We start from the raw sequence: 12,897 nt of genomic DNA on the forward strand, positions 1-12,897 counted from the left end.
GCGCGCGATATGCTGGCGTCGCCATGCTGGACCTTTCGGGGTCGCGGCGGCAACCCTATCGGGCGATAATGCGCCTTAAGGGCTGGGAAAACAGGGGGCGAGCAGCGGCATGATGACGGTGGATTACCCGCGCGACCTGATCGGCTATGGCGCCAATCCGCCCCAGGCGGACTGGCCGAACGCCGCCCGCGTCGCGGTTCAGCTGGTGCTGAACTATGAAGAGGGCGGGGAGAACTGCGTGCTGCACGGCGACGCCGCGTCGGAGGCCTTCCTGTCGGAGATGGTGGCGGCCCAGGCCCTGCCCGGCGTGCGCCACATGTCCATGGAATCGCTGTACGAATACGGATCGCGCGTCGGCGTCTGGCGCCTGCTGAAGCTGTTCGAGAAGAAGAAGATCCCCCTTACCATCTTTGCCGTGGCCATGGCCGCCGAGCGTCATCCGGACGTCATCCGCGCCATGGTGGACCAGGGTCATGAGATCGCCAGCCACGGCTATCGCTGGATCAACTACCAGTACATGGACCCGGCGGAGGAAGCCGCGCACATGGCCAAGGCCATGACCATCCTGGAACAGGTCAGCGGCACGCGGCCCGTGGGGTGGTACACCGGCCGCACCAGCCCCAACACCCGCCGCCTGGTGGCCGAGCATGGCGGATTCCTCTACGACGCCGACGCCTATGACGACGACCTGCCTTACTGGCAGCTGGTAGGGGGCACGCCGCAGCTGATCGTGCCCTATACCCTGGACTGCAACGACATGCGCTTCGTCCAGGTCCAGGGCTTCCATTCCGGCGACCAGTTCTTCACCTATCTCAAGGACAGCTTCGACGCCCTCTATGCCGAGGGGGCGGAGACGCCGCGCATGATGTCGGTCGGCCTGCACTGCCGCCTGGTGGGCAAGCCCGGCCGCATCCAGGCGCTGGAACGCTTCCTGGATTATGCCGCGGCCCACGAGGGCGTGTGGTTCGCCCGCCGAGCCGACATCGCCCGCCACTGGCACGCCCGCCATCCCTACAAGGGGGCCGGCGCATGAGCGGCTTCTTTGAGACGCGCGACGCCTTCGTCGCCCGCTTCGGCGGGGTGTTCGAGCATTCGCCCTGGATCGCGGAGGCCGCATGGGACGCCGGCCTGCCCGCCGACGCGGGCACGGCCGAGGGCCTGCACGCGACCTTGGTGACGCAGTTCCGGGCGGCCAGCCGGGAGAAGCGCCTGGGCGTGCTGCTGGCCCACCCCGACCTGGCCGGCCGCCTGGCCGTGCGGGGGAACTGACGGCGGAATCCACCGCCGAGCAGGCGTCCGCCGGCCTGGACAAGTGCACGCCGGAGGAATACGCGCGCTTCCAGGAACTGAACGACACCTACAAGGCGCGTTTCGGCTTCCCTTTCATCCTGGCGGTACGCGGCCTGACCCGCGCCGCCATCCTGGAGAATTTCGAGGCCCGGGTGGGCAATGACACGGAGACGGAGTTCGCCACCGCGACGGCGCAGGTGGAGCGGATCGCTTTGCTGCGCCTGAAGGAAATGCTGCCGTGATTTTCGGCCCCGCCCTGATGGCGCGCCTGGACGACTTCGCCCGGCACAGCGCCGAGCCGACCGGCCTGACCCGCCTCTACCTGACGCGGGAGCATCGCGCCGCCGCCGACCAGTTGCTGGCCTGGATGCGCGAGGCCGGCATGGTGGCGCACCTGGACGCCGCCGGCACCGTCGTCGGCCGGTATGAGGGATCGACGCCGGGCCTGCCCGCCCTGCTGCTAGGATCGCACATCGACACGGTGCGCAACGCCGGCAAATACGACGGCAACCTGGGTGTGCTGGCCGCCGTCGCCGCCGTCGCCGAGTTGAACCGCCGGGGGGAGCGCCTGCCCTACGCCATTGAGGTGCTGGGCTTCGGTGATGAGGAGGGGGTGCGCTTCCCCGTCACCCTGACGGGCAGCCGCGCCGTGGCCGGCACCCCCGCCCCCGATGCCATGGCCGCGCGCGACCGCGATGGCACCACCCTGGGCGAGGCGCTGGCGGAGTTCGGCGGCGACCCCGCCGGCCTGGGCGCCGTGGCCCGCGATCCGGCGACGGTGCTGGGCTTCGTCGAGGTGCATATCGAACAGGGCCCGGTGCTGGAATCCCGGGGCCTGCCTCTGGGCATCGTCACCGCCATCAACGGCGCCAACCGCTACGCCATCACCGTGACCGGCCAGGCGGGCCACGCCGGCACCGTACCCATGGCCCTGCGCCATGACCCCCTGGCGGCGGCGGCGGAAATGGTGCTGGCGGTGGAGACGGCCGGCGGGGCGGAACCCGACCTGGTCGCCACCGTGGGCCGCATCGAGGCCAAGCCGGGCGCCGTCAACGTCATCCCCGGCCAGGCCACCTTCACCATCGACCTGCGCAGCCCGCGTGACGGCAGCCGCAAAGCGGCCGCCGCCGGCCTGCTGGACACCCTGGCCGCCATCGCGGCGCGCCGGGGCGTGGCGCTGGATGTCCAACCCACGCACGACGCGCCCGCCGCCCATTGCCACCCCGGCCTGATGCGCCAGTTGGGCCAAGCGGTGGCGCGGGCCGGTATCACCCCTCACCATCTGCCCAGTGGCGCCGGCCATGACGCCATGGCCATGGAAGCGCTCTGCCCCATGGCCATGCTGTTCGTGCGCTGCGCCGGCGGCGTCAGCCACAACCCGGCCGAAAGCATCACGGTGGAGGATGCCGACCTGACCGTCACCGTGCTGCTGGACTTCCTGCGCCACTTCGAACCCGTCTCCCTTGCCGAAGGACCCCGCCCATGACCACCGACGCCGCCACTGCCATCCAGGGGGCCGTCCACACCTTCCTGGCGGCCAAGCGGGAGGAGCAGGTGCGCTTCCTGGCGGAGCTGATCAAGGTGCCGTCCGACAACCCGCCGGGCGACTGCGCCCCCCATGCCGCCCGCGCCGCCGAGCTGCTGGAGGGCCTGGGTTACACCGTCGAACGGCATGTGGTCCCGGATGAGCTGGTCACGGCCAACGGCATGATCAGCGCCACCAACCTGATCGTGCGTCGCAGCTTCGGCACTGGCGGCCCCACCATCGCCCTGAACGCCCATGGCGACGTGGTGGCGCCGGGCGAGGGCTGGACCGTCGATCCCTATGCCGCCACCGTCAAGTGCGGCTGGATGTACGGGCGCGGCGTCGCCGTCTCCAAATCCGACTTCGCCTCCTACACTTACGCCCTGATGGCGCTGGATGAGTTGGCGCACCAGGGCATGGCGCTCAACGGCACGGTGGAACTGCACCTGACCTATGATGAAGAGGCGGGTGGAGAGATCGGCCCGCGCTGGCTGTTGGAGCAGGGGTTGACCAAGCCCGACTATGCCGTGTCCGCCGGCTTCAGCTACGGCATCGTCACCGCCCACAACGGCTGCCTGCATCTGGAGGTGGAGGTGCGGGGCAAGTCCGCGCACGCCGCCTTGCCCGCCACCGGCATTGACGCGCTGGAGGCCGCGACCGTCATCCTCAGCTGGCTGTACCAGCACCGCGCCGGCTATGCCGCCACCGTTTCCGCCGTGCCCGGCATCGGCAGCCCGCAGTTGACCGTCGGCCTGATTTCCGGCGGCATCAACACCAACGTCGTGCCCGACCGCATCACCTTCCGCCTGGACCGCCGCATGATCCCGGAGGAACAGGGTGCGGTGGTGGAGGCCACCCTGCGCCAGGTCATCGCCGCGGCGGCGGCCGAACGGCCGGAGGCGACCGTGACGGTGCGCCGCATCCTGCTGGCGGAGCCGCTGAAGCCCATCACCGGCACCGACCGCCTGACCGACGCGATCAGCCGCCACGCCACCCGCATCCTGGGGGAGCCGGTCGCCGCCAAGGGCGTGCCCATCTATACCGATGCCCGCCACTACGCCGCCGCCGGCATCCCCACCGTGCTCTACGGCGCCGGCCCCCACACCATCGAGGAAGCCAACGCCCACCGCGCGGATGAGCGCCTGCCGCTGAGCGACCTTTACAAGGCGACCGAGGTCATGGCCCTGACGCTGCTGGATTTCCTGACCGCCTGACGCGCCAGCCCCTGCCTCACCGACCCGGCCGGCGGGGGTTCCACGGCCTGCCGCTGACGATCTGCGCCAGGACCAGGGCGCCGTTGATCAGGCCCATCACGCCCAGGATCACGGCGCCGAAGCGCGCGCCGTGTACCAAGCCGATGGCCACGACGTTGTCCGCCACCAGTACGGCGATCGCCACCAGGGTCACGGCGGCCATGAGCAGGAAGCCCATGCGCTTCTGGGGCGTGCGCATGCCGTGGACGCAGATGGCAAGGATAGCCAGCAGGCCCAGGGCGGCGATGATGTCGAGGATCATGACGGCGGATCACGCTCAAAACAGGACTGCGGCTGTCTTACGGGATGGCCGACCTGCTTGGCTATGGGTTTTAGCAGCGGCGTAATCACCTTGCTGGGAGCATCTGTATGCCCGGTGCGATGGTTTCTTGACTCATCCGTTCGCCATAGCTTACCGTAAGTCATGCCTTACGAACAAGCGCTGACCGCCCTGGCCGATCCCACCCGGCGGGCGGTGTTCGAGCGGTTGCGGGCGGGGCCGCAGCCGGTGGGGGAGTTGGCGCGGCATCTGCCCATCAGCCGGCCGGCGGTCTCGCAACACCTGAAGGTGCTGAAGGACGCCGGGCTGGTGATCGACCGGGCGGAGGGGACGCGCCGCATCTATCACATCGATCCGCACGGCCTGGGCGCCCTGCGGCAATGGCTGGACCAGTTCTGGGAAACCGCGCTCGACGCCTTTGTTGTCGAGGCGGAGCGGACCGCCGACAAACCATAAAGCAAGGGAAGCACCGCCATGACGCTTGCCGAACGTACCATCGCCATCGCCCCCGTGGTGAAGACCGTGACGGTGAAGGCCAGCCAGGCGCACGCCTTCCAAGTCTTCACCAGCCGCTTCGCCACCTGGTGGCCCGCCACCCACCACATCGGCAAGGCGCCCCTGGCCAACGCCATCATCGAACCCAAGGTGGATGGCCGCTGGTACGAGGTGGGCGATGATGGATCGGAGTGCGATTGGGGCCGCGTGCTGGCATGGGAGCCGCCGGCCCGGCTGGTGTTGAGCTGGCACCTGGACGGCGATTTCCAGGTCCGCACCGATACCTATTCCGAGGTGGAGGTGACCTTCACCGCCCTGGACGACCGACTGACCCGGGTAACGCTGGAACATCGGGGCCTGGAGCGCTTCGGTGCCGAGAATGGCGAACGCCTGCGCGGCAAGGTGGGCAGCGACGGCGGCTGGGGCGGCATCCTGGACCTGTACGCCAGCGCCGCCAGCGACTGAAGGGTTACAGCCCCACGGGCTTGTCCAGCGCCTGGAAGGCCGGACGGCCGAAGAGATAGCCCTGGAACAGGGTGATGCCCATGGCCCGCAGGGTGGCCAACTCGTCCTCCGTCTCCACCCCTTCTGCCACGACGGTGACGCCCAGGGTCTGACAGACCTGGACGATGGCGGCGACGATGGTGCGGCTGACGGGACGGTTGGCCACGTCGCGGGTCAGTTCCATGTCGATCTTCAAGATGTCCGGCTGGAACTTGGCCAACAAGGTGAGGCCGGCATAGCCGGCGCCGAAATCGTCGATGGCGGCGAGGAAGCCCCGGCGGCGGTATTCGTGGAATATACCCAACAGGTGGGCCGGGTCGTTGACGGGTTCGTTCTCCGTCACCTCGAACATCAGGCGATCCAAAGGCATGCCCACGGCGTTGCTGGTCTGCACAGTGGTGCGCAGGCAATTTTCCGGGCGGTAGACCGCCGCCGGCATGAAGTTGATGGACAGGCGGGCGCCTGTGGCCGGCAAGCCCAGCGCGGCCGCCAGCTCTATGGCCTTGACCCGGCAGGCCTGGTCGAACGCATAGCGGTTGTCCGCGTCCACCGCGGCCAGCACCGTGCCGGCCCCCTCGCCATTCACGCCGCGCACCAGGGCCTCATAGGCGAAGACGGTGCGGGCGGCGATATCGACGATGGGCTGAAAGGCCATCGTGAAATCAAAGGGAAGCTCCGCACCCTCGCGGCAGGCCTGGCAAGCCATGGATGGACTCTTTCATGACGGAAGGGCGGGCGGGGTCCGTCAGAACTCCCAACCATTGCATCATATAATTATATCTTTTCCGCGTTCGACAAGGGCCCGCCGCAATCTCCGTCACGCCTCCACGACAACCCGGGCGCCGCGACCGATGTAGGCGCCGATGTGCTGGGCCAGGGTGGCGGCCTGCATGCGGATATCGGGCACGGCCGTCATTTCCCAGAAGGTGCCCCGCGTCACGGGACCGATGGCGTAGAGGCCGGCCACCGGACGGCCGCCGGCATCCAGCACCCGCGCCTCACCATCCACATCCAGGCCCAGATGCAGGGGATCGGGGCGGATGGTGCCCTGGGCCAGCAGGTCGCGCACCAGCGGATCGGTCACCCGCAGGATGTCGCAGGCCGGGCCGGAGCAGTTGATGACCTGATCCACCGGGAAGGTGATGTCGTCATTCTCGTTGCGCGGCCGATAGGTCACCCGTACCCGGCCCTGCACCGCCTCCGGCACCTCCTCTATGGTTTGGAGGCGGCCGGCGGTGACGATCAGCGCGCCCGTGGCCTGCAGCGCGGTCAGCTGCGTCGCCACGGCGGGCGCCAGGCGGTGGCGGTGCACATCCCACCAGGGCCGCAGGTGGCGCAGGAAGCGCTTCCGCTCCGCCAGCGGCAGGGCCTGCCAATAGGCCACGGTGCGGGGCCGCAGGCTGTCGATCACCGGCTGCCAGGCGCGGCCGGCCGCCTGTTCCTGCCGCACTTGGCGGCGCACATGCGCCAGGGCACGGGATAGCGAGGTCGGCAGGTCGGGCGGCGGAGGCATGACGTGGGGCACGGCATCGGTATGCCGCCGGGGCAGCAGGCCGCGCCGCGACAGCGCCACGATCTGGCCCTGGTGCCCCCGCGCCCGCAGCGACAGCACCGTGTCGACCATGGTGAGGCCCGTGCCCACCACCAGCACGCTGTCGCGCACGCCAATGTCCCGCGCCACGCTGGGCGCCCAGGGGTCGGGATGGAAACGGGGGGAGCGGAAGAAGGTGGTGTCGAACAGATGCGGCGGCTGCGGCGGGAAGTTGCCGATGGCCAGCACGGCGGCATCCAGCTTGTACTCCCGGCCCACATCCAGGCGCACCACCATCTTATCGCCCTCATGCCGCAGGGCGACGGCCGTGTCCGGCACCAGGATGAGCCGGCCGGCGGACCGCGACTGCTTGGCCGCGTCCGACACCAGTTTCTGCAAATAATGGCCGTAGGTCTGGCGCGCCACGAAACTGGCGGGGCCCGCCCCGTCGGCCCCTGGGACCGTGTCGCCCTGGGCGCGCAGCCACGCCAGGAAGTGTTCCGGCTGGTCGGGAAAGGCGCTCATGTTCCCGGCACGGACATTCAGCAGGTGCGCCGGGTTGCCGGTGGCGTACGCCAAGCCCCGGCCGAAGTCCGAAGCGCGTTCGATCAGCAGGATGCGGGGACAATCGGCCCCGCGGGAAAGAAGGTGCAAGGCCAGCAAAGAACCGCTGAAGCCCGCGCCGATGATGGCGATGGTCGGCCGTATCGTCATGAATGTTCCTGCCCAGCGCCCGCTGGCTACGCTCAATGGGTTCCGCCCAATGGTGTCTGCCCAATGGTGTCCGCCCGCTTGGGCCCGCACGTTGATCCCCATGCTCAAATGCGGCCACCCCCGCTGTCAAGCGACGTTTGGCTTACATACCACATTAGTCGCTCCGTGAAATGACGCCGCATGTGCATTCGGGGAACTGTCCACGATCCATACGTTCCTGGCATGGCACCCCCGCCCACCACCTCCCGTAGCGGATGCTTGCAGGACTGCGGCGGCCTGGTCCATGCTCATGCCGCGTGTTGAATCAAATTATGCACATAAAAAAAGTGTTGTTGTCTCAGGCATTCCTCACGGAATTGCCGGACGGCGACGACACCCCGCCCGGACCACCCACCAGGGACACCGGACGGCGATAACCCGTGGGAGCCTTCATCCATGTCCATTACCCTGACGTCCCTCTTCCCGGCAGGCGACTTCCCGAGCCGCCGCCAGGCGGCCACCGCCCTGGCGCTGATCCTGGGCGCGTCCTTCCCCCTCGCGGTCGCCCGTGCCGCCGACCCGGCCCCGCAGGGAGCAAATGCCACCAGCGCCAACGGCACCTTGACCGACCTGGACGAGGTGGTGGTGACCGGCACGCGGCGCAGTGACCGCACCGTCGCCTCCTCCCCCGTGCCCATCGACGTGCTGCCGGTGGAGGAGTTGGAAAAGACAGGTCTGGTGCAGACGACGCAGATGCTGCGGGCCCTGGTGCCCAGCTTCAACTTCCCGCAGCCGGCCAACACCGACGGCACCGACCATGTCCGTCCCGCCACCCTGCGCGGCCTGAGCCCCGACCAAACCCTAGTGCTGGTCAACGGCAAGCGCCGGCACGTCAGCGCGGTGCTGAACCTGAACGGCAGCGTGGGCCGCGGGTCCGACGCCGTGGACCTGAACACCATCCCGTCCATCGCCATCGAGAAGATCGAGGTGCTGCGCGACGGCGCCGCCGCCCAGTATGGCTCCGACGCCATCGCCGGCGTCATCAACATCCGCCTGAAGGGCCAGGACAGCGGCGGCAGCGCGGCCGTGGAATATGGCGAGTACGGCGCCGGCGACGGCCAGACCGGCCGGGTGGAGGCCAATGTCGGCCTGCCCCTGCCGCGCAACGGCTATGTCACCCTGTCGGCGGAGGCGCACCGCTCTCGCCCCACCGACCGGTCGGGCGACGACCCGCGCCAGCAATACCTGACGGCCGGCGACCCGCGCGAGGCCACCTTCAACCGCCACGACAGCCGCTTCGGCGACCCGCTGGACAAGGAATACAACCTGTTCCTGAACGCCAGCCTGCCGGTGAACGACAAGGCGGAAATCTACGCCTTCGCCAGCCTGGGCCAGCGCGACGGCCAGAGCGCCGGTTTCTTCCGCCGCCCGCTGGACGCGCGCACGGTGCGCGCCCTGACGCCCGACGGCTACCTGCCCTATATCACGTCCAAGCAGCTGGACCTGTCCACCACCGTGGGCGCGCGCGGCGACCTGCCCGATGACTGGAGCTATGACCTGAGCGTCGATTACGGCCGCAACCGCTTCGACTATGGCGTGGAAAACTCCGTCAACGTGTCGCTGGGCACGGCCAGCCCGCGCAATTTCTACGCCGGCGAACTGGTTTCGGACGAGCTGGTGGGTAATTTGGACGTCCGCAAGCTGGCCCATGTCGGCGTCCTGCCCGACACGCTGTCCATCGCCGTGGGCACCGAGGTGCGGCGTGAGGACTACACCATCAAGGCGGGTGAGCCCGCCAGCTACATCAACGGCGGCGTGCCGGTGCTGGACGGCCCGTCCAAGGGCACGGCGGCCGCCCCCGGCGCCCAGGTCTTCCCGGGATTCCAACCGGCGGACGCCGGCACCAACAGCCGGGGCAGCGTCGGGACCTATGCCGAGCTGGAAACCAAACTGACACCTGATTTCCTGGTGAACCTGGCCGGCCGCTATGAACACTACAGCGACTTCGGCGACACCACGAACGGGGAGCTGTCGGCCAAGTACGACCTGATCTCCGCCCTGTCCGTGCGCGGGGCGATCAGCACCGGTTTCCGCGCGCCGTCTTTGGCTCAGTCGCACTATTCCGCCACGAGCACGGTGTTCATCAACAGCGTGCCCTATGACGTCCGCACCTTCCCGGTGACGGACCCGGCGGCCAAGGCGCTGGGGGCGGAGCCGCTGAAGCCGGAAAAGTCCACCAATTACAGCGCCGGCCTGGTGTTCCGTCCGGCGGACAACTTCTACGCCACTGTGGATTTCTACCAAATTGATATCAACGACCGCATCGTTCTGTCGGAGAACCTGACTGGGGCGGCGGTGGTGCGGCTGCTGGCGGCCAATGGCGTGACCGGCGTCGGCGGCGGCCGTTTCTTCACCAACGCCGTCGATACCCGCACCCGCGGTGTGGATATCGTCGGCCGCTACGCCATCGACCTGGGCGCGGTGGGCAGCCTGTCACTGACCGCCGGCCTGAACCTGAACGACACGGAAGTGACGCGGGTTGAGGGCAATCCGTCGCAGCTGGCCAGCCTGGGAAGCACCGTCTTCCGCTTCGGCCGGTCGGAAAAGGGCCGCATCGAGAAGGGCCAACCCAAGAACAAGCTGAACCTGGCGGCCACCTACGACTGGGACAAGCTGTCGACCACGGTGCGCACCACCCGGTACGGCAGCACCACGTCGCTGGACAGCAGCAACCCGGCGCTGGACCAGACCTATGGCGCCAAGTGGATCACCGATATCGCCATCAGCTATCAGGTGACCGATGCCATCGGCGTCACCGTCGGGGCGGACAACGTGTTCGACGTCTATCCCGACAAGGTCATCGCCGCCAACAGCACCAGCGGCATCTATCCCTACAGCAACTACTCGCCCTTCGGTTTCAACGGGGCGTTCTACTACGGCCGCGTCAGCTACAAGTTCTGATGCGGACGTGATGATCGCGGCCGCCCCTGGCCAGTCCCCGGGGGGCGGCCGTCTCATCATGATCAGCCCTTGGGCGCCGGCTTGGGCTTGTGCGCGTCCAGGAAGGCGCGGAACTGCTCCTGGTCCAGGAAGTACAGTTCCAGGCACTTTTCATAGTCGGCCTTGTCCTTGATGACGCGGCAGAGGCTCTCCGCATCCTCATTCTCCTTCTGCTGCTGGATCACCGCCTTCTTATCGGTATCGGAGGGCGGCGCGCCGGATTGGGGTGCACTCTGGGCCGCCGCCGGCAAGGGCAGCAGCGCGGCGAAGGCCACGGGAAGAACGAGGGCGAGAGGGGAGAGGGCGCGCACCGGAAAGTCTCCTGACGGCTGAAGGGCGGACCGGATAGGGTATCCGGGACAGCCAGAAGTTTAGCGACCAATGGTGACGGTTCAATATGGCGTTTCCATAGCCGGCGGCTATGGCGGGACACCCATGCCCCGCTTGAAAGTCTTCCCGGATTTGGGCTGTGGCACCGCTGGCCGTCCCCCGCCATAATGCCCTGGACTGGCAACGGCATACCCAACCCGTGGCCCCTGCCCCTGGATTATGTGTCGACGGCCTGACCCTGACCCATCCGGCGGACAGGTGCCCTGTGCCGAAAGCCCGGGAATGACGAGGGGCAAGGGGAATGAGCATGGGGGCACTGCGCACCCGGGTGAGGAATACCCGCACGATGCTGGCGGCGGGCGGCCTGTCGCTGTTGGCCGCCTGCGCCACGACCGGCAACCATCCGGCATCGGCGCCGGCGACAATCCCGGCCGTAACCACCCCCGCCACCCCCGAGGCCACCTCCGAGGCCAAGACCGCCGACCTTTTCCGGCATCTGCGCGCCGACCCGGTCCGCCTGGCCATGTTCCTGCGCCGCATGCCCAAGGGCGCGGACCTGCACAACCACCTGACCGGTGGCATCTATGCTGAGAACATGGTGGACTGGGCGGCCGCCAAGGGCGCCTGCGTCGATCCCAAGGCCCTGGTGCTGAAACCCGCGCCCTGCGCCAAGGATCTGATCCCGGCGACGGACGCGCGGCGCGATGTCGGCCTGTACAACCGCCTGATCAACGCGCTGTCCATGCGCGGCTTCGTGGCCGGGCCGGAAACCGGGCACGACCACTTCTTCGACAGCTTCGCCAAGTTCGAGCCGGCGGTGAACGCCCAGGTGCCGGAAATGCTGGCGGAGGCGGCGAACCGCGCCGCCGCCAGCCACGTCCTGTACCTGGAACTGATGTGGTCCAACGGCATGTCGAAGGCCGCGGCCCTCGCCAAGCCGCTGGGCAATCCCCCGCCCGGCAGCATCCCCGGCGACACAGCCACGTTCGACGCCTGGCGCACCGCCATCGAGCCGGGCCTGCCGGCCGTCATCGCCGCCGCCAAGGCCGACACCGACGCGGCGGAGGCCCGCATGCGCCAGATCCTGCGCTGTGGCACGGCGGAGGCGCAGCCGGGCTGCGGCGTCCAGGTTCGCTACCTGGCCCAGGTCATCCGCGTGCTGCCCGGCCCGCAGGTGTTCTCGCAGAGCCTCTATGGCTATGCCCTGACCGCCGCCGACCCGCGCTTCGTCGGCGTCAACCTGGTGGCGCCGGAGGACAACCCGGTGACGCTGAAGGACTATGGCCTGCAGATGCGGTTGCTGGGCTATCTGGGCCACCGCATGCCGGCGGCCAACCTGTCGCTGCACGCCGGCGAACTGGCCCTGGGCCTGGTGCCGCCGGAGGATCTGCGCGACCACATCCGCCTAGCGGTGGAGGTGGCGGGCGCCAAGCGCATCGGCCACGGTGTGGACATCGGGCAGGAGACGGACGCCCAGCAGGTGCTGAAGACCATGGCCGACCGGGACGTGCTGGTGGAGATCAACCTGACCAGCAACGACGTCATCCTGGGCGTGACCGGCCGCGACCATCCCATCACCACCTATCGCGCCTTCGGCGTGCCGCTGGCCCTGTCCACCGATGACGAGGGCGTGTCGCGCATCGACCTGACGCATGAATATGTGCGGGCGGCGGAAACCTATGGCCTGGATTACGCCACGCTGAAGACTTTCTCCCGCAATGGGCTGGAGCATGCCTTCCTGCCGGGCGCCAGCTTGTGGGCGGCGCCGGGCCGGGTGGCGGCCCGCTGCGCCGCCGACCATCCGGGCACGACCCCGTCCGCCGCCTGCCAAGCCTTCCTGGACCAGAGCCCCAAGGCCGCCCTGCAATGGCGGCTGGAGGCGAACTTCCATGATTTCGAGGCGGCCGTGGCCGCCGAGGCCGAAAGCGGCTTGTGGGGTCAGGGCCAGGGCCCTAAAACCACCGCCGCATCCCTTGGCCTGTCCCCCACCTGAGCA

General features: G+C 68.6%; 11 protein-coding genes and 1 pseudogene. 8 read left to right on the plus strand and 4 right to left on the minus strand.

The window, feature by feature from the left end:
• Positions 1–109: 109 nt before the first annotated feature.
• The 4 genes and pseudogenes from puuE (at position 110) to UCD39_RS11820 (ending at position 4,029) form a co-directional block, all read left to right on the plus strand.
• The gene (gene puuE / locus UCD39_RS11805; protein WP_442943622.1) at positions 110–1,033 is read left to right on the plus strand and encodes an allantoinase PuuE; all 924 of its coding nucleotides are present in this window, start codon (positions 110–112) and stop codon (positions 1,031–1,033) included.
• A pseudogene (gene uraD / locus UCD39_RS11810) lies at positions 1,030–1,532 on the plus strand (2-oxo-4-hydroxy-4-carboxy-5-ureidoimidazoline decarboxylase). Before puuE ends, uraD begins: the two are co-directional and overlap by 4 nt.
• Complete coding sequence (locus UCD39_RS11815) at positions 1,529–2,776, plus strand: allantoate amidohydrolase (RefSeq protein ID WP_330496215.1); 1,248 nt, start codon at positions 1,529–1,531, stop codon at positions 2,774–2,776. The pseudogene uraD and the gene UCD39_RS11815 overlap by 4 nt, the downstream one beginning before the upstream one ends.
• Positions 2,773–4,029, plus strand: coding sequence for a M20/M25/M40 family metallo-hydrolase (locus tag UCD39_RS11820; protein ID WP_330496216.1), 1,257 nt, complete (start codon positions 2,773–2,775; stop codon positions 4,027–4,029). The genes UCD39_RS11815 and UCD39_RS11820 overlap by 4 nt, the downstream gene beginning before the upstream one ends.
• Positions 4,030–4,045: 16 nt before the next feature.
• Here UCD39_RS11820 and UCD39_RS11825 read toward each other — a convergent pair whose 3' ends face one another.
• Positions 4,046–4,330 carry a hypothetical protein gene (locus UCD39_RS11825; protein WP_330496217.1) on the minus strand — a complete coding sequence of 95 codons (285 nt, stop codon included), beginning with the start codon at positions 4,328–4,330 and terminating at the stop codon, positions 4,046–4,048.
• Positions 4,331–4,492: 162 nt separating this feature from the next.
• On the opposite strand from UCD39_RS11825, the gene UCD39_RS11830 reads away from it, so the two are divergent.
• Together UCD39_RS11830 and UCD39_RS11835 are read left to right on the plus strand one after the other, a co-directional pair.
• Positions 4,493–4,804 carry an ArsR/SmtB family transcription factor gene (locus tag UCD39_RS11830; RefSeq protein WP_330496218.1) on the plus strand — a complete coding sequence of 104 codons (312 nt, stop codon included), beginning with the start codon at positions 4,493–4,495 and terminating at the stop codon, positions 4,802–4,804.
• A gap of 18 nt (positions 4,805–4,822) precedes the next feature.
• A complete protein-coding gene (locus UCD39_RS11835; protein ID WP_330496219.1) occupies positions 4,823–5,308 on the plus strand; it encodes an SRPBCC family protein in 486 nt (161 codons plus the stop codon).
• A 4-nt stretch (positions 5,309–5,312) separates the two neighbouring features.
• On the opposite strand, the gene UCD39_RS11840 is transcribed toward UCD39_RS11835, so the two are convergent.
• Positions 5,313–6,002, minus strand: coding sequence for an EAL domain-containing protein (locus UCD39_RS11840; protein WP_211101975.1), 690 nt, complete (start codon positions 6,000–6,002; stop codon positions 5,313–5,315).
• Positions 6,003–6,164: 162 nt separating this feature from the next.
• A complete protein-coding gene (locus UCD39_RS11845) occupies positions 6,165–7,592 on the minus strand; it encodes an FAD/NAD(P)-binding protein (protein WP_330496220.1) in 1,428 nt (475 codons plus the stop codon).
• Positions 7,593–8,027: 435 nt separating this feature from the next.
• Here UCD39_RS11845 and UCD39_RS11850 point away from each other — a divergent pair, with 435 nt between their 5' ends.
• Positions 8,028–10,532 (plus strand): TonB-dependent receptor plug domain-containing protein, encoded by a 2,505-nt coding sequence (locus tag UCD39_RS11850; protein ID WP_330496221.1) that lies wholly within the window; start codon positions 8,028–8,030, stop codon positions 10,530–10,532.
• A gap of 62 nt (positions 10,533–10,594) precedes the next feature.
• On the opposite strand, the gene UCD39_RS11855 is transcribed toward UCD39_RS11850, so the two are convergent.
• Entirely contained in the window at positions 10,595–10,882 is a 288-nt protein-coding gene (locus UCD39_RS11855) for a hypothetical protein (protein ID WP_330496222.1), read from the minus strand.
• 320 nt (positions 10,883–11,202) lie between these two features.
• On the opposite strand from UCD39_RS11855, the gene UCD39_RS11860 reads away from it, so the two are divergent.
• Positions 11,203–12,894, plus strand: coding sequence for an adenosine deaminase family protein (locus UCD39_RS11860; protein ID WP_330496223.1), 1,692 nt, complete (start codon positions 11,203–11,205; stop codon positions 12,892–12,894).
• Positions 12,895–12,897: the final 3 nt, after the last annotated feature.

This window comes from Nitrospirillum karajorum, from assembly GCF_036348415.1.
In the GTDB taxonomy this organism is placed as follows: Bacteria; Pseudomonadota; Alphaproteobacteria; order Azospirillales; family Azospirillaceae; genus Nitrospirillum; species Nitrospirillum amazonense_B.